Raw genomic sequence first — 26,523 nt, 5'->3', positions numbered from 1 at the left:
GGCTACATTAGCTAAAAGCGAGAGAGTCATTATTTCATCAGGCACATTAGCTCGGCCCGCTTTTTTGCGAGGCCCATTACCCGTTCACGCTGCGTTGACGTGCATCTCTTGCATCACCGTGCTACAACTCAAAATGCGTGTTCTCGGCCTGAAGATACCAAGAATGACCAAATCCAAAAGTTTGAGGACGCTAAGCTGGACCTTCAAACCCTCGACGTATCTGACACTTACCCACAGACGCTTCCAGAGCCTGTTAGATAGTGAAACTGCCAAGCCGAACGACGGAAAGTCCGCAACCTGAGCGAAAGACCTCTTCGTCAAAGTCCACAACAGTGATAGACTCAGTCGCCGTGTAAAACGCTTTAGATTAGCATCTACGGGACCGTCGCCGTAAATATTGCAAAGCGCATTCTCCAGGAAATCAATCGGAAGCTTATCGATTTCTTGTTTTTCTTCAGCTCAATGTCAATTATTCAACTACCAGAAACCTATGAGAAAACATCTCCCTCACCCCCTCCTGGCGACCAACGGTTCTCAGTCCTAACCATGACCCCTGCCAACACTACAGATCAGTTATGGCTCGCACGACTGGGCGGCAGATTCTTGGCGAAAACGCCAATCCTTACGACGTCCGTGTACCTGTTAAATCTCGTGACACAATTCACGTTGCTTGCGTCCTTTTTGTTGCCCCTAAAGATCGTTATGCTCATGGGCACTGCTGGTCTTCCCGGATTTTTACCCGACTACTTTTCGCAATTCAATAAACAAAATCTCATTATGGCGCTGAGCCTACTCGCTGTATCTTTTTACGGCGTGAATATCGTCGCTCAAAAAACATCCAGATCGGCGCTCAAGGCTGCTACGCTCAAAATTCTCTCGAGTATCGACAAAGTTCCCCTATTCGAGAATCAAAACGGAATTGCGGAGACTGCGTACCAAAAATCACTCGAGATAGCATCGCAACTCAGTTTTTTCACCCTTGCTTTGATGGCAGTTTTTTACATCTATCCAGAGCTCGCATTCGTGAACCTCTCCGTTTCTATGGGCATCACAGCCTTTTTTATTTCTGCCCAATTTAAAAGAGCGGACGACATTGAAAAAAAGCGTTCAAAGCTCAATGCTCTTAACAAACTTCCAGGGTTAGGATTTCTGATTTCGTTTGCATTTATCGTCTCAGATTACCTTTTTTTTAGCCCCCCAAATCTATTGTTCGCGCTGCTTTCTTTAATCATCACTCGCCAGTCCTTTGCTAAGTTGATCAACTCATTCCGCTTTATCGACCAACTCTATGATCAGAAGCATAAAATCAGTTCAATTTTTCTTGAACACGAACCGATTGCGCCTCCGCCCAATGTAAACGAAACACCTTTCTGGGGATTGCTAAAACCTGAAAATTCAGCGATTTGGTTACCTGAAGTTATATCCCTTTCATCCGGATCTGACAAAGTGCAGATAGGGTCTTACAAATGGATACAGTCCGGTTTAAAAAATATCATCTGCATGAAAGTGAACCTTAAAGATTCCCGTAAAGCATTTCTGATCAAAATCTTCAACAAAAAACTGGCCAGAAAAGCTCTGCACGAGGCGACACTACTAGTAGACAAGCCATGTGAATTGCCCTCAGTCCCACTGTTGGCCGCTACTATGGTAAGAGGATTTCATTGCCATGTGTTTGATATCACGGACACAGATCAAGGTTCGCAAACTAACCCTCGTTACTGGCAGGCACAATTCAAAAAGAAGCTCGCTACTGTCAAGCCGCCTCTGACTTTGGAGCGTCGCTACAGGAAATCACTTCCGCTACTTCCTTTACGCCTGAACTCAGAACTTTTCGATCGACTAGAATTGGTCGCAGAAGACCATGAGAAATTAAAAGTTAAGCTACTGTCGTCGCAATTAACAAAACTGAAAAATTTAATATCGCAACAAAGAATGTCAATTGTTAGCGAGCCGAAAAAGGAACAATTAATCTGCTCAAATGACGGAGATATCCTCAGCTTTCACTGGGCTGACTGGAGTATTGAACCTTATGGGACCGGACTCTCCCTTGCCGAATCGGGCGAGACTGGAGAAGAATTGAATCAGCCTGCCTCTTCGTTGGGTGAAAAGCCATCAGAGGACAATCTATTATTGTTAATATCCTTAGTGTCTCAATTGGAGAAGCACTTCGCTCAGCAACAATACAGAAGCGCTTTGAATTTAATACCCTCCATTCTCGAATGCCTGGATAACGAAACGATCCGTTCCAAACACACTTACGCGCACTAGATTGATGAATATAATTCTTAAGGCACTACACCGCATAAGGCTTCTCAATTGTTCCACACGGAAACATAGGCCGGCCGACCCGCCATTTGGCTATGGAATCTTTCGATTAGAATTGCCCCTTAATGCTAATTTCGATGAATTAGCTATTTCACTCACAAAGCCAAACTACCTTCACCTGTCCAAGATTTCAGTAAAGACGGGGGGAGAATGGGTAAATGTATCTGATTTACCGATTAAAGAGGCTTTCTTGAGCTCCACGAATCAAGACCGAACGAACTTTGGCATTGATGCCTGGCTTGATAAAAGAACTGCATTTTTCTCCACAAAATTTGAGACTAACCCTCGCCTGAAAATCAGCTTTCGAACCTCAATAAAAATCGATGGAATTAAAGTTGAAAATCGCCGCGATGGACTCTGGGAAAGAGCACAAAATCTTGCGATCGAGTTCTCTAGTAAAACAGATGAAACGCGCTTTTCGTTGGATTTTTCGGATACCGAGATTAAAGATAAAGCCCGCAATCATTTGCTTAAAAACATACGAGATGTCGCACTCGGCGAATCCTTAGAAGTCACCAACGAACAGAAAAAGCTTTTCTTAGGTGATTTTGGTGAAGAATTCTTCTGCAACCCCTCAGCCAGGGAAATTAATGAGTACATTACCTATGTCGTTGATAAGTTGTCATTCAAAACAGAATTCAATATCACCCTCTTACTTTATTTATTTAGGGAGCTATCTGCTTTCTGTTATTTTTCATCAGAACATAACACTCTGAACTTCGCGATACTTAACCTCTATATAGCCGCGATAGACCCTCGCTCCAAAGAGGCAAGCCGGGCTGCCTTTAAAGTAATTCAAGCTAGCAGCGAAAGTGATCGGAATATTGCAAAAACCAAGCTGAAAAAATTTGGTAACATCCATTTCGGTTACCCTCTAGTTATCGGACCTCACATGGTCTCCCGATCATTGAGATCGTGGCCCAAACGATTATTACTCGATACCATTGAAAGACTCGTATCTAGTACTGCTCAAACAGGACTTGGAGAAACAATTGTTTGCTATGGTACACTCCTTGGACTCTACAGAGATGGCGATTTCATTGAGCACGATGACGACATTGATCTTTTATTTATTTTTAAAAATAAGATCTGTCAAAACAAAGACCATCTCCTGGAAACTCATTTGAAGACCTTGGTCAGGGCCATCCAAGAAAAAGGTTTTCGCGTGAAAATCGCAGGGGTAAATGAGCAAAATTATTACCCGTTCCTCCAGATTTTCGATAAGGACCATGCAGTCCATGTCGATCTTTTTCTCGGCTACAACGACGGTCAAAACGTCGACTTGCCTATGCAGAACGTCAAATACGAGGCCGTGCCTAAAGACGCGATTCTTCCGATTCTCCGATGGACCTACCAAGACAGATCACTTAACGTACCGAACGATATCGAAGCTTTTCTAGAATACCGGTATGGGAAGACTTGGAAAACGCCCGATATCTTCTTTAGGCAAAACGAGTGAAACGAGCTTAAGAAATGAAAACAGTTATCACGTATGGCACATTTGACCTTTTCCATTCAGGGCACGTTAAGCTTTTGAACCGCTTACGCGATCTGGGCGACAGGCTGATTGTTGGTTGTTCAACAGATTCATTTAACAGAATCAAAGACAAGCGCACGGTGTACCCTTATGAGCAGCGTAAAGAGATTCTTGAGGCATGCCGATATGTAGACAAGGTCTTTCCTGAGAACACTTGGGAGCAAAAACGTGAGGATATCTTGAGAGAGGGCGCAGATATTTTTGCCATGGGAGACGACTGGGCAGGTTATTTCGACGACCTTTCCGAGGTTGTTCAAGTCATCTATCTGCCGAGGACCCCAGACATATCCTCTACCGATATCAAGCAACTGATTGGGATTACGAATCAAGAGAGGCTTAAAGAAGCTTTAAATCTAGTTCAAAGGCTGGACAAAGTGGTCAGGAAGCTCTAAAAATGAAAAAGACGGTTGTCATTCACCTAGGCTCTTACAAAACTGGAACAAGCAGCATCCAGAATTGGCTATACAATAATAGGCAACAACTTCATTCAAAGAGTATCGAATTCCCACTTGAAGGCTTGCTTCTGACAGAACCAGACGTGGGAATCAGACATCATAAGTTAGTATACGGAGAGCAATGGCAGAAAAATTGTCTTTCTCTGGCTCAGTATATTCGTAATACTGAATTCACTACATATGTCCTTTCTGAGGAAGCTTGGTCCCGCCCAACAACAAAACCTAAACTTGATTTCCTTGTCGCAGCTTTACGGTCCAACGACATTAAAGTGGCGGGAGTTATTTATTTAAAAAATTATTATAAATTTATTCGAAGTTATTATCGAGAGTTTTGCCTACGGCGCGGAAATGAAAAAGATTTTAGATCATTCTATGACGCCTACAAAATGGGCTTGTTCAACTACTATAGAGTAGCTTCTAGCCTAAACTCAGTTTTGAAAAACAATGTTAGCTTTTTAAACGTTGACTCGCTTAACGACGTAACTGTTGACTTCGTGAACAGGATAGGAATAAAGCTGAACGGAACTCTCAGAGAACGTTATAATAAGGGAATCGGTCCCGCCGAAGCTGAAATTTTCCGACTGGTAAACTCAAAAGATATCAATACGGATTTTTCCGAGGCTACGCGAAGAGTGGAGACTGTCTTTGGTAAATCTATTGAAAAATTAAACGAAAGTTTCATCGAAGACACAAGCTTCATTCCAAAATTCGAAAGATCCTATAAGAAAAAACTAATGAAGGAGTTGGGTTGGACTTTCGAAGAGGTCGACAACTTATTCACTATCGACGACACAGCTTCTGACAAACTGGACGCATCTTCTATTTCCAAAAAAATTCATAGGGTTTGAAGCGAACTTAGCAAGCCTAATTACCTTTACCACTTAGGTTGAGCGTGGAATCGAGTGTTTCGTATATGTCGTAAAAGCAGGATACCAGCTCGGAGGCATTGTATTCTTTTCTTTTATTTCTAATAGCCACGAAATCATCTTTAAAGAAATATTCCACTCCCTTAAAGGTTGTAAAGTCTCCGTCGGGCAGTCCTGTAGCGGGATTCGCCAGTGGTACAAATTGGTCTAGTGCTTCACGATCCCTCGCCGGAAATAATTTCCATTTCTCACTAATATTGGCGGCAGCTAATATTCTTTTGGCGTAACGCCTTATAAGAAACATTGAAGGGTGGTTAAATGTAAAGAACAAACGCTTCTTCGTTTGGTACTTATCAATAACGTCGGTAATTTTAACGTCCACTATTTCCTCACGTTCACGAAGTAAATCTAGAGAGTGACTCGGTTCGGAAACATATTTTTGATTGTACTCTTCACTCAAAATCCTTGAGCTCGCTTCCGATATCGATTTACCAGATTGCCACGCATCAAAAATAGTACGATTGTGATAATCCCCCATAGGGCCTTTTAATGGCCCTTTACCTGGTATTCGGATATAAAACCAGTCGGGCGTATAACCAGTGAAATACAAGTTTACGATGGAAAGAACTTTTTTACCATAACGCTCTTTCAGGACACTCGTACGCACGAATTCACACGGATATGAGTCGAAAACCAACTGAGAAACAATCAGGTCAGCTTCGTCAAAGGCTGGCTGATACTCTTCGAAATTTTCGTTTTTTAGCAAATGAACAATTGCAGTCGTTGTGACATCTATTCTTGGATTCAGGGATTCAAGAATTTTCGCAAGAGGTCTTGCTTGGCAGTTCCCTACAACCACAATTTTTATCTTTTCCTTCATAAATATCTCGAGATATTGCTAAATTTTCTATCAAATGTCAGATTGTCAAGGAATTAAGCTTTTCATTCACCACTTCATACAGGGCCATATCATAAGCATTACCTGACACAACTTCTGCTAATACCGGTCGAAGTTGGTCTAGCGCCTGCCGGAGCTTTTCTTCAGTAGGTGCCTGGTTAGTTACGTTTTTCTTTTGAAAGGTAAATTCAACCCCCGGGAAATATTTTGATAGGCTTTGCGAGATATAACTGAAACTTTCGTCAAAACGTTCAACCGTTCCAATCAGAGCCTTCTCGTTGACCACGATATCGAGAGCACGCTGGAAAATTCGCATGTTCACAGCCTCATGTGCGTGCAGGTTCCGAGTTCGTCCGATATACGCCGTTTGATAATCAAAAATTACCTTGGGTGCCTCGGGCGTCATGCGCCACCGAACATAGTCCTCCAGAGACAGCTTGGAGGCCATCTCCGCCCCTTTCGAGCCTCGTTTCTGCTTCCGCTCAAAATTGTAAACAGAGAGCACCCTGTCGATAGGGTTGCGAACAAAATAAACCGGAATACACTTAAATTCATCCGATTCAGGCAACGGATTACACAAATGATGACTGGATATCGCCTTGAGATTGGGGTTATCCAGAATAAACTGCTTCAGGTATTCCGCCCCACCCTGACGCATGTCCTTATCATCCCGATGGTCGCAAAAGTCCTTGCCGAATGCTTTCTCAAGAGCATAGTCAAAAGTGGTTCCGGCATTCTTGAAGATATGACCGTGAGTAATTACGTAACGCATAAACTATCTGTTCTCAGTTTGAATCAATTAAGGAAATCGGCAGTGATGACTTCCTGGACTTTTGCCTGACCGAAGTTCTGTTCAATATACTCCTGATATTTGCTCAGGAACCTTGCACATTCCTCAGGCTCGTTATAGAGCGTAAGTAGCTGGCGAGTCATTTCTCGTGGCTCATCCGCAATCGCCATAACTTCAGCAGCGTCAGGCAGGCCTTCAGCGCCAATACTTGTGGTGGATATGGGCACTCCCGCCTGCAATGCTTCCAGGATTTTTCCTTTAACACCGGCACCAAACCGCAAAGGCACCACGCAAACCCGGACCTGCTGATACAGTTCGGTCAGGTCCTCATCCGACAGAAAACCGTAAATTTTCACATGGTCATTTGCGAGGTCCTTGATGCTATCAGGTACCGAGGATCCAACCACATGCAAGCAAATATCCGGAATCTCCTTTACCAGAGACGGCATTACTTCGCTCAAAAACCAGTGCACCCCATCGCTGTTGGGAGGGTGGCCGAATCCGCCTACAAACAGCAATCCGTGGCGGTCCTGGTGATGGTATCTGCTGAGATCAGGAGTATTAAGCAAGTAAAGCGGGATTGCGGATACGTCAGTCGCCGGGGACACCCGTTTGACCTCAGCCACCTCAACTTCAGACGGATAATAAACCTTATCGACCTTCTTAAAGATCGCCAGCTCGCGCTTCTTCCAGTCCTCCGCGTCCGAAATGACGGCCTTATCACCTTTCAGCTCAGCCTCGCGAGCTGTGCGGAGGTAATGCAAATCGTGACCGAAGTAGATCAGCTTCGGTTTCGGCTTCAGTGTGGTCATGTGATCGACAAAATCTTCTGTGATATGCGGCCTGTGCAGGTATATCACGTCGATGTATTGGGCATTGTCACTAAACCAGGTTTTCCAACTGCGTGCATACTTCTCCCCTAACAAAACCTCGACCCCAAGTTGTTGAAGGCTCCGGGTATAGGGCTGATGGGGGAAGAAATTGGCAGGCACGAACTTGACGTTCAGCCCCGCGTCGACCATGGACTTAACATACAGATATGTTGACCGTGAGCCGGCATCCTTGTCATAGAAGGGGACGTAATGATCAACAAACACCACGGTACGCTTGGCGGCCGAGCGTTCCCTGGCCTGGAAGACGTTCTGGGCGTTGGGAAAATGCTCTTTCTCAAGCACATCCTGCCACTTCTCCCGGAACACCTCTTGGTTGATGGCCTGGTGCTTCTTGATGCCACTGCCAACGTCGGTGCCATTACTCACGCCCTCAAAGTGAACCACCTCAGACTCTGGCTGGAAGAGTACCTTGAGGCCACGGGCGCGCATTTGAAAGGCCAGATCCGTGTCTTCGTAATAGGCAGGTTTGAACCGTTCATCGAAGCCACCAAGCTCATCCCAGACCTGCTTTTCAAACAGGATGCAGGCCCCGGATATATAGTCCGTTTCCCGCACATAATTGAACTCGGGCTGATCCGGGGACTGGCCCCTGCCATAGTTCCAGCCGGATGCATCGTTCCACACAATGCCACCGGCTTCCTGCAGCACCCCATTCTCAAACAACAATTTGGGGCCAACAATCCCGGCTTTGGAGTCAGCCTTCATGGTACTCACCAGTGCACTCAGCCAGCCTTTCTGCACATTGGTATCGTTGTTCAATAGCACCATATACTTGCCACGGGCATGGGCTACCGCGTTATTACAGTTGCCGAGAAAACCGAAGTTTTCCTCGCCTCGCACCACCCGGATGTTGTGAATGCGATTCTCAATGGAACTTGTGATATCCGTTGAGCAGTCATCGGCAACAATCACCTCGTAATTCACTTCGCCCGTATGTTCGAGTACCGCCTTCAAACATGACAGCGTCGTTTGGTACTGGTTGTAGACGGGAATAACGATTGAGACTTCAGGATTACCGATTTGCGGGAAGGTGAGCTCCATCTGTTCAGGCATAGTTTCCGGCGGAAAGATTTCGGGCTTCCGGCTTGCCGAATAACCAGCCGGGAAACGTGCGCTTACCCAGGCGCGAGCCGTGGACGAATCGGCCAGAAATACCGTTTGCAACAGCTTCTTGATCCGATAGACGCTCACCAGCCGAAGGCTGGAATAAGGGTGCCGAATGAAGTAACGGAGGATCCGGGCGATCATCCTTAGCCGTCCTGGTTCAACATCCGCGAATTCCAACGCGGAAGTTACGTCGCTGGCAATGAACTCCCGGCTGTCTTCTATAATCTGGCCATAGAAACTTTTCGAGCTGGGTCGAAGTCGCAACAAACGGTACACCCATTCCACCAAAGCAAATATCCGTCCTAGCCCGGAACGGTCGAAAAAATAGAGTCTGGAATAGAGGTGCTTCCGGCGAACATCTAATTCTTCAACCTCTTTGCGAAGTTCGCTGGTCTTAGCTTCGAGCTGTGCTTTTGCCTGAATCTCGGTATTGAGCTCGCGTCGTAACCGGTCCGACTCACGAAGCCCGGCTATTTCCGCCCTTTCCAGCCGATCGACGTAGCCCATCACCGGAGCATACTGTGTAAATCTCTCACGCAGCTGCTGACATCGTTCATTAAGAGTCTTGCCGGTTTTACTTTTGGTACAGCCTGACGCCACATCCAGCAGCACCCCATAAAGATCTGCAACAAATGGCGGGACTACATCCCCGTCTCCTAGGGCCTCAGCGTATTTGCTATGACGCAAATCCGTCGAAAGAAACTCACTGACGTACTCCTGGTACTCTGCACTCTCAAGATCTGGTGCCGCAAGGCCCAACGGCTCTGCCATCCTACTAAGCTCGCGAGCCGGGCTCTCCATAAATCGGTCATAATCCACCACAACGAATGGCCGAGCAGTGCCATAGAGAAGCGCATTGCAGGAATGCTTCATCCAGAGGCAAAAGGATTTCTCACGTGCGAATTCATTCCGTCTGGCAAGAGAATCGGCCACACTGCGAGGATTTCGCAGTGTAATGAGATATCTGTCATCCAGATCAAGCTCGGCAAAAACTTTCTGCCAGAAGGGCAAGAGATTGACGGTTCTTGGATCCTTGAAGGCAAAAACATCGGTATTTGCCAGTCGATCTCTTAGTAGGGCAACAGCATCGTCGTACTCTTTAGCAAGCTCTTCCCCGGTCAAAGCGTGTTCCGGCACCTCACCTAAGGCATCCCAGGCAGAATCCAGCCTCTCAAGAATCCGTTCATTGATCCGATAGCAACCAAGATCTTCCCAGAACCCTTTTTCATTATCCCCTTTGATACCCGCCATGAGTTCGGGGCCCAGATCAGCACCGAGCGCCTGCAAACCACGTGTTATCGCGCTGGTTCCGCTGCGATGCATGCCCAGAACCACAATAACGCATTTTTTCCTAACGGGATGTTGTGATTGATCAGTCAAAGAGATCCCCAGCCTGCTTCAAATCATCCAATGTCGGCGCCTCAGCATCCTTACCAGACAACTGAAACTCCCCGGCTTCGGGCCAGATAACCCCAACCTCAGCATCGTCCCACCGCAAGCTCCTCTCATGATCCGGGGACCAATAAGCATCTACCTTATACTGAACTTCCGCCGCTTCGCTGGTCACCAGGAAAGCATGGCCAAAGCCGGCTGGTACCCATAGCTGCTTCTTGTTCCCAGCGCTCAAAACCACGCCGGTCCACTGCCCGAATGTCGGCGAGCTCTTGCGCAGGTCAACGGCGATGTCATAGATCTCGCCGGCGGTCACACGCACCAGTTTGCCCTGCGCAGCTTCTCCAGTCTGGAAGTGAATGCCACGCAGTACACCCCGAGCCGAACAGGAGTGATTATCCTGAACGAACACAACTTCCCGACCAACCGCATCGGCAAATTTCTGATGATTGAAACTTTCGGTAAACCAGCCGCGCTCGTCGCCAAACACGGGTGGCTCCAGGATCAGTACCCCATCGAGGGATGTCTTTGTAACTTTCATGATTTGCCTTGCAACCTTTTGTAATTTATAACGCGGCACTCTTATCTAGGAGCGACGACCATACTCAGTCCAGTCCCGAACGGTGAGCTGCAACGCCTCTTCCCAGTGCGGCAACTCCAGTCCAAGCGCCTGTTCAAGACGGGCCACATCGAGGCGAGAATTCAAAGGACGCGGCGCCGGTGCCGGATATTCCATGGTCGGAATCGGCTTGACGCGTTCGAGCGAAATCTTAAGCGCCACCCCCAAAGCTCGAGCATCGGTCATGATTGTTCGTGCAAAATCACACCAGTTGGTATCGCCTCTACAAGTCAGGTGATAGAGGCCCTTGAATGAACCTTTTTCCCGCAGGTTTTCACGCACGGCCACGCTGGTCACCTGCGCAATCAGCCAAGCCGGAGTCGGTGTACCCCATTGATCGGCGACAACGTTCAGTTCATCGCGTTCCTGAGCAAGCTTGAGCATGGTAAGCATGAAATTCCGGCCACGAGCGCCGTAAACCCAGGATGTTCTGAAGATTACAGCGCCGATGTCTGCGTCAATTATTGCCTGATCTCCGGCCAGCTTGGTCTTGCCATAAACCGACAGCGGCCCAACCGGATCATCCTCTTTCCAGGGACGAGAACCACTACCGTCATAAACGTAATCGGTGGAGTAATGAATCAGGGAGGCATCATTGGCCTTGGCCCAGGCCGCCAACTGGCTCGGCAACCGCGAATTAAGCGCCTCTGCCGCTGTCGGATCAGACTCGGCCTGATCGACTGCCGTATAAGCGGCCGCATTCACAATGCAGCGCGGCTGGTACTTGTCCAATAACGCCCCAACAGTTGCGGCATTCGAAAGGTCACCATCGGCTCTGGTAAGCCCCGTCACCCGTCCATAAGGCGCCAAGGCTCTGAGCAATTCATAACCAACCTGCCCATCGCTACCGGTAACCAGGATCATCAGACGGGCTCCTCCCTTCATGAAATCGAAACAAACTGTATGCTTAGCTGCATTTGAACGGCGGGATTATCCCAGAACATCGGAGCTATGTCACAAACCGGCGACAAAGGTTAAAAACGGCTAAACCCGCCAAATTCTCCAGCCATGGCGATGGAAAAACTTCATGGCAGACCGAATAAACCAGAGACGGTGCTGCCAACTCTTCCGCCCCGCTCCGCCCCCAGCGTGTCGGATACGGACAGCAGGGTCATAAACGTTATGCCACCCCTGTTCTCTTCCTCTCGCCGCCAGATCAAAGTCTTCAAAATACATGAAGAACTCATCCTCAAACCCATCCAGATTGAACCAGTATTGGAAACGGGCCATCATAAAACAGCCACTGCAGAGGGCGATGTCATCCTGCAGTTGATCCAGAGGCAAATCGCGGTATTCGTAGCGCAGGTTCAGCGAGTGCACAGCAGGCAGTTTCATCAGAGGAGATACCAAGCGCGCGGCAAGAACTGAAAGCGAGGGGTACCGTTTGTGGCCAAACGTATCCGAATGGCCCGTCCAGTCAAGAATTCGAGGGCAAACTAACCCACAAAGGGGATCCTGCTTTAACCGGCGAAGGGCTTCCGTAATCGCCAACCGCTCTACGACAACATCCGGGTTCAGGACAAGTATTGCGCTCTCGGCGCATGCGTCCCGCCGTTCAGCAAAGATATGATCCCTTAGCACCTTGTTATTGGTGCCACCGTAGCCGTAGTTGGGCTGGTTCGAGAGCAGGTGTGTGGGCCAGGTAGAAACGGCCTGTAGCAAGTATTCCGCTGCGGCGACGTCAAGCGCTGCTGGTCCGTTATAGGAAAGCCACAACTCGGCAGACTCAAGCTCGCCTACCTCGGCTGCTGCATCAAGGCCATCGGAAAGTGCTCTCAAAGCAGGCTCAAGCGTTCCAACGTCCCATTCGTGAATGACTACAGAAACAAACAGGTTCATAAATGCGCCAGAAAATCGGACGAGGTCGTTTGTAATGCGTCGTCAAGATTTACCGGTGGCCGCCATCCGAGCACCTTGGCGGTATCTGAGATATCAACCTGCAAAGAACTGCAAAGCCTGTTGGCCATGGCTCCTCGCCCCAAAAGCGCCATGGTCTGCATCAAAACCCCCTCAGGCACCGGTATCAGGCGGGCAGGCTTGCCAAGGGCACTTCCGAGCTTGCGCAACATTTGGGGCGTGGAAAGATCTTCGCCATCACTAACGAGAAAAATACGCCCGGCCGCGTCGGGATGATCCAGACAAACAGTAACCAGGTCTACCAGGTTGTCGACGAACAATATGCTTCTCTTGTTCCGAATGCCTCCCAAGGGCAACGGAAAGCCGCGCTTCAACCAGAGCATCATGGATCGGAAGTTAGCCTGCACACCCGGCCCGTAAACGAGTACCGGACGAATAATGACGACCTCCATATCCGTTCGAGAAGCGAGGTCACGAAGCCCCTCCTCGGCCTCGAACTTGGAAATTCCATAAGGGTCGGTGGGCGCGGGGGTATCAGAAGGCTTAAACGGCTGTCCTGGAATCGAAAATTCTCCATTGACCTTAACCGTACTGAGAAAGACGAATCGCCGAACGCCGGATTCCGCAGCCTGCCGAGCGAGGGCCAATGTTCCCAGAGCGTTTACCTGGCGATACTCAGCCAGTTGGTTGGTCGTAGAACTGCGTACTTCGTGTGCACGGCCGGCAGTGTGAATGACGGCGTCCACGCCATCCAGAGCTCTACGCCAATTGGCCTCCTGCGAAAGATCTGGCGATTCAACAATCTCGTGCGAAACGGGGGCCGGACGGCCGGACCGGCAAGACGCTCGGACCCGATACCTACCCGAGTCGACCAGACGTCGTGCCAACGCTCTGCCGATAAACCCAGAGCCGCCGGTTATCAATATGCTCGGATCAGACACTTACGCTCCAGAGGGCTTCATGTTCAGAGGCCACGCTCTGCAAGCTGACGAAGGTACTCACCGTAGCTGTTTTTTCTTAGGAGTTCCGCTTGATCCAGCAGCTGCGTCTTGCCAATGTAGCCCATGCGGAACGCGACCTCTTCAAGGCAGGCCACTTTGAGCCCCTGCCGTTTCTCGAGGGTTTCGATAAATCCGGCGGCCTCATGTAGTGAATCGTAGGTGCCAGTATCCAGCCAGGCATAACCCCGCCCCAACAGCTCGACGTTGAGATCGCCTCGATCAAGATAGGCCTGATTGACTGAAGTTATCTCAAGCTCTCCGCGATGAGAAGGACGCACAGACTTTGCAATATCCACAACATCATTGTCGTAGAAATAGAGGCCGGTCACTGCGTAATTGGATTTCGGTTCAGTGGGTTTTTCTTCAATGGAAACAGCACGCTGATTCTCATCGAACTCCACCACACCAAACCGCTCCGGATCTTTAACCCTGTAGCCAAAAACCGTGGCGCCCTTTTCGCGGGATGCAGCCGACTGCAGCAGCTGACTGAACCCCTGCCCATAGTAGATGTTATCCCCGAGAACCAGACAGACACTATCGTTCCCGATGAAGTCCTCACCAATAATGAAGGCCTGAGCAAGACCATCGGGGCTTGGTTGTGCGGCATAGGAAATGCGGATTCCAAACTGACTGCCATCGCTAAGCAGCCGCTGGAAGCCCTCCTGATCTTCCGGGGTCGTTATGACCAAAATGTCCCGGATTCCCGCCAGCATCAGAACTGACAACGGATAATAGATCATCGGTTTATCGTAAACCGGCAGCAGCTGCTTTGAGATACCACGGGTGATCGGATACAGGCGTGTGCCGGAACCTCCGGCCAGGATGATACCTTTCACTCAAGCGACTCCCAGTCTTTCGCGTTGATAACTGCCGTCCTGGACCCTCTTGCACCAAGGCAGGTTGTCGAGGTACCACCGAACGGTCTTGCGGATACCAGACTCAAATGTTTCCTGCGGTTCCCAGCCCAATTCCCGTTGGATCTTGCCGGCGTCGATGGCGTAGCGGAGGTCATGGCCCGGACGATCAGCAACATGCGTTATGAGTTCCCGATAACTGAAGTCTGCCGGCGCCAATTCCTGTAGAAGATCGCAAATGGTATGAACCACCTCGATATTCTGCTTCTCATTGTGCCCGCCGATGTTGTAGGTTTCCCCTACGCTGCCTTCTCTTACCACTTGGTATAGAGCGCGAGCATGATCCTCAACAAACAGCCAATCGCGCACCTGATCCCCCCTGCCGTAAACAGGCAGCGGTTTACCATCAAGTGCATTGAGAATCACTAATGGAATCAGCTTCTCAGGAAAGTGGTAGGGGCCGTAGTTATTGGAGCAATTGGTCACCAACACTGGCAGTCCGTAGGTTCGGTACCAGGCGCGAACCAGATGATCGGAGCTGGCCTTGCTTGCCGAGTAGGGAGAACTTGGAGCGTATGATGTATCTTCAGTAAACAGGTCTTCTGGCTGCTCCAGATCTCCGTATACCTCATCAGTGGAAATATGATGGAAACGGAAATCTGCCTTGCGGTTGCCTTCCAGGTCATTCCAGTAGCGGCGCGCCGCCTCCAGCAGAGTATAGGTACCAACAATATTGGTTTCTATAAAGGCGGCCGGGCCGTCAATGGAACGATCCACATGACTTTCCGCAGCCAGGTGCATTACCGCATCGGGACGGTGCTCACGAAACACCCGGTCCATTTCTGCTCTGTCACAGATATCCGCTTTCTCAAAGGCGTAGCGATCACTACCGGAGACCTTTTCAAGGCTCTCCAGGTTGCCGGCGTAGGTGAGTTTGTCCACATTAACGACTTCGTCTGACGTGTGGGTGATAATATGACGAACGACGGCAGAACCGATAAATCCAGCCCCTCCGGTTATCAATAACTTCATACTGGTTTGCACCCCCACTCCGGGTAATTCTCTCGAATAAATCTGTTCAGGTTTCGCTCGGCTTGACTGTATATCCGCGCCTCCCCTTCACCTGATTGATCGAGTGAATGGTCCACCATACCCGCAGCCACAGTCACATTGGTCATCCGGTCAATGAGAATGAAGTTTCCCGTCCCATGGTGGGTCTGGTAATCCTCTACAACCACAGACTCCGCAAGCTCAACGTCACAAAGTCCAATGCTGTTCAAGGATAATCCCTCCGCAGCCCCTGGGTGTCGCTGAAGGGTGTTCACGTCCACCTCTTCCAAAACCTCATTGACGTAGCAGTTTGTCACCTTGGTACCAATTTTGATGCCGTACTCCCGTCCCGGAGCCAGGGCTTTCTCGTTCATCCAAACGATATGTGCTGCAAATCTGTTCCCAAGCGGTGGGATCGCATTCGCATGCACCAACAGATCACCTCGGGAAATATCCACTTCATCTTCGAGTGTTATGGTTACCGCATCACCCGGCCAGGCACGCTCGATCTCGCCCTCGTAGGTGTGGATACCCTTAACCCGCGAGGTCACGCCGGACGGCAGCACCGCCACGTCCTCGCCCTTGTGCACCACACCGCTGGCCACGGTGCCACAGTATCCCCGGAAATCCAGGTTCGGGCGGTTCACATACTGCACCGGGAAACGCAGGTCGGTCACGTTCTGATCTTCCCGAACCTCGACCTGCTCCAGGATGTTCATCAGCGTTTCACCGTGGTACCAGGGCATGTTCTCGCTGCGGTTCACCACGTTGTCGCCATTGAGGGCCGAGATGGGCACGTAATAGACATCCTTAAGCCCCAGTTGCTCAGCCAGTTTCTGGTATTCGGCGCGAATGTTGTTGAACACCTCTTCGGAGTAATCCACGAGGTCCATCTTGTTGATCGCTACAACCACGTGCTTGAGGCCGAGTAGACTGACGATGAAACTGTGCCGCCGGGATTGGGTTAACACGCCTTTGCGAGCATCAATCATCACCACCGCCAGCTCACAGGTGGACGCACCCGTTGCCATGTTCCGGGTGTACTGCTCGTGGCCTGGACAATCTGCAATTATGAATTTGCGCTTGTCCGTGGAAAAATAACGGTAGGCTACATCGATGGTTATGCCCTGCTCTCGCTCAGAGGCCAGACCATCCACCAGTAACGCCAGGTCCAATGCCTCCCCAGCATTCCCCATACGTTCGCTGTCCTTGTGCAGCGCAGCCAGATGGTCTTCAAAAATCAGCTTGGAATCGAACAGCAGGCGCCCAATCAAGGTCGATTTGCCGTCGTCGACACTCCCGCAAGTCAGGAAGCGCAGCAGATCTTTATTCTCGTGTTGGTCCAGATAGGCGAGGATATCGGACTCGATCAGTTCAGATGCATGAGACATAACGGCTCCTTAGAAATACCCTTCGCGCTTTTTCTGTTCCATCGAGGCGGCCGAATCGTGGTCAATCACACGGCCCTGTCGTTCGGAAGTCTTGGTCAGGAGCATCTCCTGGATGATGTCAGGCAAGGTTGCCGCCTCAGACTCTACCGCCCCGGTCAACGGATAACAGCCCAACGTTCGGAAACGCACCATTTTCATTTCAGGACTTTCTCCGGGCTCCAATGGCATACGATCATCATCCACCATAATCAGAGTCCCATCCCGTTCCACAACCGGGCGCTCGGCGGCATAGTACAGGGGAACGATGTCAATATTTTCCAGATAGATGTACTGCCAGATGTCCAGCTCCGTCCAATTAGAGAGCGGGAAAACCCGAATGCTTTCGCCTTTATTAACCTTGCCGTTGTATAGGTTCCAGAGCTCCGGACGCTGGTTTTTTGGATCCCAGCGATGAAACTTGTCTCGAAAGGAGTAAACGCGCTCTTTAGCCCGGGATTTCTCTTCATCTCGCCTTGCCCCACCAAAGGCCGCATCAAAACCGTATTTGTCGAGCGCCTGTTTTAGAGCCTGGGTTTTCATTACATCGGTGTGTTTGGCGCTGCCATGAGTGAAAGGTCCCACTCCCTGTTCTACACCCTCCTGATTGGTATGAACGATCAATTTTAAGCCAAGCTTTTCAGTTATCTTGTCCCGAAACTCGATCATCTCGCGGAATTTCCACGTGGTATCCACATGCATAAGGGGAAACGGTGGCTTCCCGGGGGCAAAAGCCTTCATCGCAAGGTGAAGCATTACGGCCGAATCTTTTCCGATGGAGTAGAGCATTACCGGATTATCGAACTCAGCGGCAACTTCCCGGATGATATGAATCGACTCAGCCTCAAGTTGCTTGAGGTGGGTCTTTTTGGGGGGAGTGAGCGTCATTGGTCGTTCCGTTGGTCTTGGTAGGGACTCGATAACTATTGGTTAGGATCAGCGCCAAAAGTGCGCCATTGTATCAAGAAAATCGTCTAATTGGCTCGCCGGCAAGGCATTGATGCCAGCCGCAGCTTTCCTGCCTCCGCCCGTAGGAAACTTTCTCGCCACCTCATCTGCGCCAGCGCGGTTGTTCAACGGTGCCCGGATGCTGACAAGGTAGGTATCGCCTTCCCTCTCCGTGACAATTGCACATGCCTTTTCGGGATTTTGATTCGCAAGCTCATTGCCGAGTACGCCACTAACACGACGTGCCCAGGCTTCATCCGGCAACTTAACCACAAGGGATGTCTCTGTCTCTTTGAGGACAGGGGCAGCAAGCCCTTGTGACATATCCTCTTCGTATCCGGTCCTGAGTTTTTCCCATGTCTTTGATTGACCGCCAATCAGCTCCAGAGGGTCGGCAAACCGGACAAGCTCACGGTACAAATCGGCTGGATGGACATGAAGATCATCTGCGGACGCGCCATAACCGTTGTAGTTTATGCACACTCCGAGAATTCTCAGGTTGTTGATTTGTTTTTCAGAGAGGCCTGACTTTGACGCCAACTTTTCACCAACGGCGTTCAAATTATCGCCAAATGCTGCGGCAATTGCCCAGTTCCGGAAACGCCCCCCTAAATATTCATCAACCAGCAAGCTGGTGCAGGTTGTCGGCTGGGTATCAATTAACGCCTGAAAGCTCTCATGTTCGGGGAGCTCCTCTCCCGGAAAGTGATGGTCCACATAGAACACCTGAGCACCAGCGGCCAATAATGCGTCAACTGCAGACCGATTCTTTTCAAGGCTAAGGTCAAGGACATTCACCTGAGACGGTTCAGATACCGGGACATGTTGCACCAAAGCGATATCCCGCTTTACCCCCGTGATCAGAGTGCTTTCTAAAGGCTCTGCCAGACGAAGCTGAATGAGCGCGCAAATGCCGTCAGCATCACCATTGAATACATCATAAATCCGCATTGGTCTTATAGCTCCGAAGAAAAATCAGGGGAGAATAACATAGCCTAAAGCTGGAATGAGGTGCGCGTTGCTTCCCAGGACGAGGAGGCGGATATGCTACAAAGGCAGCCTGTGCACCTTACTGCTGTCAGAGTCTGCCAAGGAAACAACCTCCAGGGGGACTTGCCCGCGCTGCCAGAGTGTGTCCTTTGGGGTTTGCGCTGCGGAATAGCCGGTAGGTGCTTCTCGAATGAGATCCACCACGGCTTCACAGTCAAATCGTTTGCAGGATTTCTCAAGCCGCGTCAGCAACTTCTCTACCCCAGACCAAGAAAGCGACTCTTCTCGGGCCATCATGATCCTTGGGTGAGCCGTCTTTAATTGCTCATCCCCGATCAACAGCTCTTCAAAAAGTTTCTCACCAGGCCTCAACCCCGTGAACGTGATGGCAACGTCACCGTGTGGATTGTCTTCGGTTTTTTCCGTCAAGCCCATGAGTCGAATCATCTTACGCGCCAGATCGGCAATCTTGACCGGCTCTCCCATATCCAGCACGAACACCTCACCTCCCTCGCCCATTGCGCCGGCCTGAAGGACCAACTGGCTGGCTTCAGGGATGGTCATGAAGTAACGAATGATCTCCGGGTGGGTCACGGTAACAGGTCCTCCATCGCGAATCTGATCACGAAACAGAGGAACTACGGATCCGGACGATCCGAGAACATTGCCAAACCGAACGATTGAAAAACGGGTCGATTTCTGGCGCAGGGCCAACCCCTGCAAAACCAGTTCCGCGAGCCTCTTGGAGCCACCCATGACGTTGGTGGGCCGCACTGCCTTGTCCGTGGAGATAAGCACAAAGCGTTCTACCCCTGCTGCAATTGCACCTTCGGCGCAGTGCCACGTACCCATCACATTGTTCTGAATCCCTTCAATGATATTGCTCTCTACCAGAGGCACATGCTTATAAGCTGCAGCGTGATACACAATATCGACGCCAAATGAACGCATAATGACCTCGTTTCGCTTGCGGTGCACCACGCTCCCAAGTAGTGGGTGAATTTCGATGGTCACCCCTTCAATGTCGCTTATGGATCGAAGTTCGCGTTCAATGCTGTAAAGAGCAAATTCAGATTGTTCAAGCAGTACGATGGCGGCAGGTCCGTTGCGTATAATTTGCCTACCGAGCTCTGAACCGATTGAGCCACCAGCTCCAGTGACCATAACCACTTTGCCAGTCAAACTTTCAGCCACCACTGCCTTATTGGGCAGGACCGGATCACGACCAAGCAGGTCTGCTATGTCCAAATCACGGATATCGTTTATCCGTGCTTGCCCGGCCATCAACTCTGACATTGCCGGCACGGTTTGAACGGGAATCACAAGTTCTTCCAACTTCCCAATCAAATCCCGTCGACTGATCGTTCCCTCGTCCTCCAACGCGAGAAATACCCTCTGAACGCCCTGTTCCCGAGCCGCTCGTTTGAGATGCTCGACCGAGTAGACCTGTAATCCGGCAATGAGTGACTTATGCTTCCTGCAGTCGAGGGAAACAAAGCCCATTGGCCGGTACTCGGTTCCTTGCATCAAGGCATAGTGCAGCTGAATGGCTTTGGGCCCCGTGCCGACAATGAGAACCCGCCCCTTAGCTTTTTCCCGCGGCCGATTGATCAGATCCCGGATCGAAAACCGGGTTCCTGCGACCATCACGAAGAGGAGTGATGCGTAGATCACCGGAACAGACCTTGGAACCATGGCCTGGAACAGATAGCCGGCCAGGACCAGTGCAATTGCCGAAGCGACGACACCGGTTACCATCACCATGAGGACTTTTTCACTGATGTAACGAATGACGGCCCGATACAGACCTATCCGCACGAACACAATGATGGTGGCGAGTGCAGTAGTTCCGAACGCTAGCCACTGTCGTTGCGACGGCAACCAATCAGACTGTTCGAATCGAAGGGCAAAGGAGACCCACAAAGCGAGGCAGATAAAGCAGAGGTCTGCTGCGACTGAGATAAACCGTTTCTGGGGCCGCGGCAACTCGAAAAGCCATTCTCTGAGACTGATTAATAGTGATTTCATCCGTTTTTCACCCTATCACCAGATCCCTTGCCAGCTGCAGTCTGGAAAATATAAACAAAGTAATGGAAGAGGGACAACTGCTCTAACATTAAAGCGTCTGTTTTGGCCAGCTCCTCTGGCGTCGACATGTCAATGCCTCGGAGTTGCGCCAAGCCCGTAATACCAGGGCGAACATCAAGGACACCAAGCTTCTTTCGCAGACTAACTAACTCCGCCTGAACAGGCAAACAAGGCCGAGGACCAACAATACTCATGTCGCCAACGAGCACATTCCACAGCTGGGGAAGCTCATCCAGCTTGGTCTTGCGAAGGAAACGACCAAAACGAGTAACCGATGAAGCATGCGCCAGGTGGGTGGCCACAGACGCAGTACCTACCGTCATGGTTCGGAACTTCACCAGCGTAAAGGGCTGACCACCCCGACCGACGCGCTCCTGGCGAAACAGCGGCGCTCCCGTATCAAAATACCCGGCAACCAGCAGGCACAAAAAAACGGGAAAGCCAGCAAAAAGGCCAACCAACGAAAACAGCACATCAAAAAAGCGCATCACGCCGTCATCAAACCTCTACCTTTTCAAACGCTGCGGCTACCCGACAGCTCCCGCAATTCAACCAACAACCGCCTTGTGTGACCGCCCTCCAGTCATACAAGGCGAACACCCCGATGAGCGAGGTCAACCTAAACCACTCCGCAACCCGGAAGCACTCAGCATTAGCCCAAAGGCAGGGGAAACCAGCGCAATTCCGGTAATCATAATCAGCGCCTCTCGATCCGAGAAGCCCACCGAATGAAAATCTGATGCAAATTCTCCCGACCCCGCTTCATCAACGGCTGTCCCTTAAAAGCTCGGTGCTCCATAATCGCCAACATATCATCTGCGGCAATGCTATGACCCAAAGTGCAATTACCGACCTAAACGCCATCTCCCCCCAGTTGGGTGCCAAGACGGAACTTGCGGGCCAAATTCCAAGGATTATCCTCCGCGCCGATGATTACCAGCGAAGAAGCTCAAGACAGGATCCACCCATAGACGCCGAAAACTTTTAATGCTGACCAGGACAAGACCAAAGACAAAAAGCGGCTTCAGGGACGCTATTGCCCCACCGACCACGTCCCAAGGTTTTTGCGATCAGAAGATTCGTCAAATTTGTTCGGACAAAACGGAGGATGAAGCAAAGAAACACCTCGACCTAGTCCCTGTCAGTTATTTTGATTATTTGAATGCGTTTCCGAATTGTGACGCAATTCTACGCGTCGTGGGATTGCAGGCAAGTTACTATTAACGGTAATCGGTGATTCGGGCAGTTGCAGACGTAAAGCTTTGTTAAAAAATGAGAACATCAGGAAATGTGCGAAATAAAGGCTTACAGCCCCATGTTAGCCGGCAAGATCCCGTAACATCGCTTTTAGGCCATTCGAATTCCTGTATCCGCCTCGAACAAAAAGCCCTGTCGCGGCGATCGCCCGGGGCAAAAACCATTTTGCCCGGATTCTACTCCGCTGCTTCAGCACTTCGATTCTGGATTCGGTGATCCTGTGGAGTTGTTGGAGTTGTCGTCGACGCTTATCAGAAGCACTCTCTTGGGCTCGCTGGGTCCCGAGAACAAACAAAGTTAATTGGTCAACTTCATCTTGCGCCCGCTCACACGCATCTTTGCGGAGAGCCTTGCTGACTGCATGGAAAAAAGCTTGTGAACGGGAAATCCTCTTCGTACTATTCGCCAGGAACTGAGATTCATTCGACTCATGCCGGCGGTAGTACTGGAGAGCCTTATCCTCAACTTTCCTCGCCCCCAAGCCATCCGCAAACCTGACCAGCCAGCCATCGTGTGATTTGAACCCCGGAGGTATCGGCAAACAAAGATCCAACAACTCCCGGCGCATTGCACAGCAACATCCCATCACAAAGCTACTCATAGGATACCCCGCTGACCGAATCTGCCCAATTTTGGTGAGCCCGACTTCATGGAGCTCAGCATCTGTCAGCACTGCATCGTTCATTACCACCAGTGCTTCCGGATAACGCTCTGCAATCCCTGCCATGTGCTCAATTTTCTCTGGAAACCACACATCGTCCTGGTCACTCAGGAACACCAGATCGCCTGTTGTTTTCGTTAGTGCGGCATTGAAATTGCCGCCATAGCCGAGATTTTTTTCGTTCCGAGAAAAGACGACTTTGAAGGGGGCGGTTTTGGCGAATTCACGGATAATAGATTCCGTTTTATCGGGCGAGCAATCGTCTGTGACGACCAATTCATCCGGTTGGCGCGTCTGACCTAAAAAGCTCTTTAGTTGCGCCTCCAGATACTCCTCACCATTGTAGGTCGCCATCGCGATTGAAATTTTCATTATAAAGCTCTAAGCCCCACATCCAGTTATCATCAATCATCGAAATGATGCTCCAGAATTCTTATGAATCCCCTCACCGACTCGACGCTACTGCGCTCCGACTCACACAGGAATTTCACAAGTTCCACTCTCGTCTCCAATGCCCACGCGATATCATCCCATCCGTATGCTATTCCATATCGATTATGCACTTCAGGTCGCCAAACCTCTTTCCGCAGGCCTTGCTGAGGGACGACGACAGGAATACAGCCACACATGGCGGCAAATCTGGAATACATAGTGTAAAGATCATAGGAAATGAAATACTTGTGATCATTGAACGCCTTGGCAAGTTCCTCGTGTGAGAAACCGTCTACCTGAACTGCGTCGGGATCATGATATGTATGCTCTCTATCACGCCCCTTGCGAACCATGAAGCATTGCCCCTGCCTGCCCCCATGATTCGTTGTTTTGTAGACATGCCCCATCAACTCGACGACATTTAAACGTCGATCTCTATTGGGATTTAAAGAAAAATCATTAAAATGCTCGTTATAATAGAAAAATAAGTCTTCTTCGCCAAACTCTGCTTTCCCGGATATAGCTCCTGGTTTATTCAAGAGCCATCTGACGACCTTTTCGGAGCCCAAAGGGTTTCCTTCCACAATCTCAGGATAAACGACAACTGAGCCCTTGAGGTCTTTTGTTCTGGCAAATTTAAGATTATACGGCGACCGAAGATCTTTGCGCCTCAGAATAGAAAGCAGGCGAATCTTAAGCCAACGGGCCAGTTTCAACCACCCACGCCATCCATTCAATTCCCTTGGTGAAGGCTTGGGTTTTGGCCAAATCTTTGCTTCATAGCCCATCGAATTCAGGATGCTGGCTAATTTGTGGAGTACGATTATTCCTCCACTATTTTCTCTATATAATGGAGAGTAAATAACAAACTTATTGACGAAACCCTTATTCAAACCAATCTCACGCCATTAGGATTCAAAAAACCTTCGAAGAGGTTGAAAAAAGCCAACCTTGTCTAGCAACAGTCTTATCGCATCCACTCGGAAAAACAGGGCCAAGACCAGGAACGCCAACGCGCCGCCCAAGCCTCCTGAAACAAATGACGTGAAAGCCGACCCGCTGAAAAGTTCCGCAAGCCAGAAAGCTGAAAGACCAGCCCCCACTGCTGCCAGGATCGGTTTAAATGCATCAAGAAGCTGCTCCCTCAGGCCATAGCCCAGAAATTTCGATGAAAAATAAGTGTTTGGAACCAGTGAAAGAGCCGCCCCAACCACTTGGCTTACGACAATTCCAATCACCCCGTAAGGAATCGCCACGAACAAGAGTGTTAGGTTAAGGGCTTTCTTTACGAGGCCAACCTTGAGCACCAGATCCGAACGCCCTTTGACGTTGAGAAGGTTCATATTAAGTGCGTGCAGGGGATACAGCATACCGACCAGACATAATAACTGCAGATACGGTATCGCAGGCTGCCACTGTTCGTTAAACAACAACCTAAACAACGGCGAAGCCAGGCCTGCCAACAAAGCCATCGTGGGCGCAATCAGGAACATCATCAACTGTAGGATCTGACGATACTTATTTCTCAATACAAAATTATCATCCTGCAGCCTCGCCAGCGCCGGGTATGTGGCTTGTTGCACCGCACGAGTCAACTGCTGGGAGACCAAATTACTCACTTTTCTGGCAAAGAAGTACAAGCCTGCTGTTTCAGCGCCAAACAAACGCCCAATGACTAACATATAAGAGTTTTGATAAAGGACTGACAGCATTCCCTCAGCGAGCAGGTTTCGGCCGAAACGAAATAACCTGACAAAAGACTCGCAACTAAACTGAAGGCTGGGATGCCACTCGCTGATCCACCAGAGGATGAGCGCGGACATCACAGCTGCGCTGAGCATTTGTGCGACAAGGCTCCACACCCCCCAGCCCAACCACGCCAAGGTAAGAGCCAAACTACCAGATACAAGCACCCCCAATGTGTTTGCCTTCATCTGAGTCTTGAAATCCATCTCACGGCTCAACACCGCCGTTTGCACTACCTTGGCGGCATTCAGGAACACGACCAGCCCCATAACTCGCACCAGAGTGGTCAGCTCGGGTTGGCCGTAAAAACTGGCAACAAATGGTGACAACCCAAATAACACAGAGTATGCAATGCCACTGAGCAGCAGGTTGGTGTAAAAAACGGTGTTGAGATCTGCCCTGGACACCTCTTTACTGCGTATCAACGCTTGTCCAAGCCCCGAGCTTACAAAGACGTTCGCCAACTCAAAGACGACCGTTGCCATGGCAACCAGACCAAATGCTTCGGGCGCCAACAAACGTGCCAGAAGAAGCGTGAAGATGGTGCTGGCTCCCCGCGTCATGAAGGCGCTAGCAAGGTTCCAGAGAACACCGACACCAATTTTTCTGTTCATTGCTTTCACTGATTAAGGCTATCTCTCAGGTCTGATTTTCCCAAGGGAAATCGTGATAGGGGGAGTCCACCCCAAGAAACTCCACAAACTTGTCATAAGACCTTGGCTCTGCAAGATTAATTACCAGCAAGTCCTCAGGGCGCCCCTTGAAATACTTCAGGACATCATCATTATATTTTTTATAGTGCTGGACCATAATACCCTTGTTGTATGGATCATCCTCAGGTGTACCGTGAATGCGAACCACGTTGTACATGAATCCCGGCCAGACATAGGGTGCTAGCTTCAATTCCGCTGTAGTGGGAAGGTTCCCATCCTTTCCGAACATCTTGGAGTGAAAACGGGTGAGGGATTGGTACCACTGATCAGGCGTATCCCGTACGGTGAGTATGAACTTACTCCCTGGAAAAGCTTCATCAAGGTGCTTGTAAGTTTCGGGATAGCTGAATGGAACATCCTGAAAAACCTGAGCGCTTCTACAGAAGCCAATAATCGGCTGAAAGTCACCCTCAAAGTAGTACTTACCCGTGAGTATTTCCGCAGTTCTTTGATCACCTACCGGAAAACCAAGGTCTTCGAAAGCGCGCTTCAACGAGGTTGTGCCAGTTTTGTTTCTTCCGATACAGAAGTACTTCACTTTTCCCGCTGCCCTATAGCGGTTTCGGAAAGAGGTTATCCACTTCATACCATTAGCCTTCACCAGCCTCGAAACCCCC

Annotated in this window: 22 protein-coding genes; 4 read left to right on the top strand and 18 right to left on the bottom strand. The window is 49.9% G+C overall.

What is annotated here, in order from left to right:
- The first annotated feature begins 708 nt into the window (after positions 1 to 708).
- The 4 genes from QQF73_RS06455 (at position 709) to QQF73_RS06440 (ending at position 5,165) form a co-directional block, all read left to right on the top strand.
- Complete coding sequence (locus QQF73_RS06455; RefSeq protein WP_285367658.1) at positions 709 to 2,268, top strand: hypothetical protein; 1,560 nt, start codon at positions 709 to 711, stop codon at positions 2,266 to 2,268.
- Between the two features lie 112 nt (positions 2,269 to 2,380).
- Positions 2,381 to 3,784 (top strand): LicD family protein, encoded by a 1,404-nt coding sequence (locus QQF73_RS06450; RefSeq protein ID WP_285367657.1) that lies wholly within the window; start codon positions 2,381 to 2,383, stop codon positions 3,782 to 3,784.
- A gap of 14 nt (positions 3,785 to 3,798) precedes the next feature.
- Positions 3,799 to 4,254: an FAD synthase family protein gene (locus QQF73_RS06445; RefSeq protein WP_219866294.1), complete on the top strand. Its 456-nt coding sequence runs from the start codon at positions 3,799 to 3,801 to the stop codon at positions 4,252 to 4,254.
- Positions 4,255 to 4,256: 2 nt separating this feature from the next.
- Complete coding sequence (locus QQF73_RS06440) at positions 4,257 to 5,165, top strand: hypothetical protein (RefSeq protein ID WP_285367655.1); 909 nt, start codon at positions 4,257 to 4,259, stop codon at positions 5,163 to 5,165.
- A gap of 16 nt (positions 5,166 to 5,181) precedes the next feature.
- Here the strand turns inward: QQF73_RS06440 and QQF73_RS06435 are convergent, their stop codons facing one another.
- From QQF73_RS06435 to QQF73_RS06350, 18 genes are all read right to left on the bottom strand, one after another.
- Positions 5,182 to 6,063 (bottom strand): WcbI family polysaccharide biosynthesis putative acetyltransferase, encoded by an 882-nt coding sequence (locus tag QQF73_RS06435; RefSeq protein WP_285367653.1) that lies wholly within the window; start codon positions 6,061 to 6,063, stop codon positions 5,182 to 5,184.
- A 37-nt stretch (positions 6,064 to 6,100) separates the two neighbouring features.
- Complete coding sequence (locus QQF73_RS06430) at positions 6,101 to 6,853, bottom strand: sulfotransferase family 2 domain-containing protein (protein ID WP_219866297.1); 753 nt, start codon at positions 6,851 to 6,853, stop codon at positions 6,101 to 6,103.
- 23 nt (positions 6,854 to 6,876) lie between these two features.
- The gene (locus QQF73_RS06425; protein ID WP_219866298.1) at positions 6,877 to 10,251 is read right to left on the bottom strand and encodes a glycosyltransferase; all 3,375 of its coding nucleotides are present in this window, start codon (positions 10,249 to 10,251) and stop codon (positions 6,877 to 6,879) included.
- Entirely contained in the window at positions 10,244 to 10,804 is a 561-nt protein-coding gene (gene rfbC / locus QQF73_RS06420) for a dTDP-4-dehydrorhamnose 3,5-epimerase (RefSeq protein ID WP_219866299.1), read from the bottom strand. Before rfbC ends, QQF73_RS06425 begins: the two co-directional genes overlap by 8 nt.
- Before the next feature lie 45 nt (positions 10,805 to 10,849).
- Positions 10,850 to 11,749, bottom strand: coding sequence for a dTDP-4-dehydrorhamnose reductase (rfbD, locus tag QQF73_RS06415; RefSeq protein ID WP_219868038.1), 900 nt, complete (start codon positions 11,747 to 11,749; stop codon positions 10,850 to 10,852).
- A 117-nt stretch (positions 11,750 to 11,866) separates the two neighbouring features.
- Complete coding sequence (locus QQF73_RS06410; RefSeq protein ID WP_219866300.1) at positions 11,867 to 12,721, bottom strand: glycosyltransferase; 855 nt, start codon at positions 12,719 to 12,721, stop codon at positions 11,867 to 11,869.
- A complete protein-coding gene (locus QQF73_RS06405; protein ID WP_285367649.1) occupies positions 12,718 to 13,680 on the bottom strand; it encodes a UDP-glucose 4-epimerase family protein in 963 nt (320 codons plus the stop codon). Before QQF73_RS06405 ends, QQF73_RS06410 begins: the two co-directional genes overlap by 4 nt.
- 23 nt (positions 13,681 to 13,703) lie before the next feature.
- Positions 13,704 to 14,576: a glucose-1-phosphate thymidylyltransferase RfbA gene (gene rfbA, locus QQF73_RS06400; RefSeq protein WP_219866302.1), complete on the bottom strand. Its 873-nt coding sequence runs from the start codon at positions 14,574 to 14,576 to the stop codon at positions 13,704 to 13,706.
- Positions 14,577 to 15,626: a dTDP-glucose 4,6-dehydratase gene (gene rfbB / locus QQF73_RS06395; RefSeq protein ID WP_285368283.1), complete on the bottom strand. Its 1,050-nt coding sequence runs from the start codon at positions 15,624 to 15,626 to the stop codon at positions 14,577 to 14,579. It abuts the gene before it with no gap.
- Complete coding sequence (gene cysN, locus QQF73_RS06390; RefSeq protein ID WP_219866303.1) at positions 15,623 to 17,035, bottom strand: sulfate adenylyltransferase subunit CysN; 1,413 nt, start codon at positions 17,033 to 17,035, stop codon at positions 15,623 to 15,625. Before cysN ends, rfbB begins: the two co-directional genes overlap by 4 nt.
- A gap of 9 nt (positions 17,036 to 17,044) precedes the next feature.
- The gene (cysD, locus tag QQF73_RS06385; protein WP_219866304.1) at positions 17,045 to 17,959 is read right to left on the bottom strand and encodes a sulfate adenylyltransferase subunit CysD; all 915 of its coding nucleotides are present in this window, start codon (positions 17,957 to 17,959) and stop codon (positions 17,045 to 17,047) included.
- Positions 17,960 to 18,007: 48 nt separating this feature from the next.
- Positions 18,008 to 18,970, bottom strand: a complete 963-nt coding sequence (locus QQF73_RS06380; protein WP_219866305.1) for a DHH family phosphoesterase — start codon at positions 18,968 to 18,970, stop codon at positions 18,008 to 18,010.
- Between the two features lie 96 nt (positions 18,971 to 19,066).
- Positions 19,067 to 21,037, bottom strand: a complete 1,971-nt coding sequence (locus tag QQF73_RS06375; protein WP_219866306.1) for a polysaccharide biosynthesis protein — start codon at positions 21,035 to 21,037, stop codon at positions 19,067 to 19,069.
- Positions 21,034 to 21,588 carry a sugar transferase gene (locus tag QQF73_RS06370; protein ID WP_285367643.1) on the bottom strand — a complete coding sequence of 185 codons (555 nt, stop codon included), beginning with the start codon at positions 21,586 to 21,588 and terminating at the stop codon, positions 21,034 to 21,036. The genes QQF73_RS06375 and QQF73_RS06370 overlap by 4 nt, the downstream gene beginning before the upstream one ends.
- An 827-nt stretch (positions 21,589 to 22,415) precedes the next feature.
- Positions 22,416 to 23,387, bottom strand: a complete 972-nt coding sequence (locus QQF73_RS06365; RefSeq protein ID WP_219866308.1) for a glycosyltransferase family 2 protein — start codon at positions 23,385 to 23,387, stop codon at positions 22,416 to 22,418.
- A 32-nt stretch (positions 23,388 to 23,419) separates the two neighbouring features.
- Entirely contained in the window at positions 23,420 to 24,340 is a 921-nt protein-coding gene (locus QQF73_RS06360; RefSeq protein ID WP_219866309.1) for a hypothetical protein, read from the bottom strand.
- 15 nt (positions 24,341 to 24,355) lie between these two features.
- The gene (locus tag QQF73_RS06355) at positions 24,356 to 25,807 is read right to left on the bottom strand and encodes a lipopolysaccharide biosynthesis protein (RefSeq protein ID WP_285367639.1); all 1,452 of its coding nucleotides are present in this window, start codon (positions 25,805 to 25,807) and stop codon (positions 24,356 to 24,358) included.
- 25 nt (positions 25,808 to 25,832) lie between these two features.
- Positions 25,833 to 26,492: a sulfotransferase gene (locus QQF73_RS06350; protein WP_285367637.1), complete on the bottom strand. Its 660-nt coding sequence runs from the start codon at positions 26,490 to 26,492 to the stop codon at positions 25,833 to 25,835.
- Positions 26,493 to 26,523 lie beyond the last annotated feature (31 nt).

Origin of the sequence: Marinobacter albus (assembly GCF_030238305.1) — a bacterium.
GTDB classification, from domain to species: domain Bacteria; phylum Pseudomonadota; class Gammaproteobacteria; order Pseudomonadales; family Oleiphilaceae; genus Marinobacter; species Marinobacter albus.
This window is presented reverse-complemented; position numbering and strand designations above follow the sequence as displayed.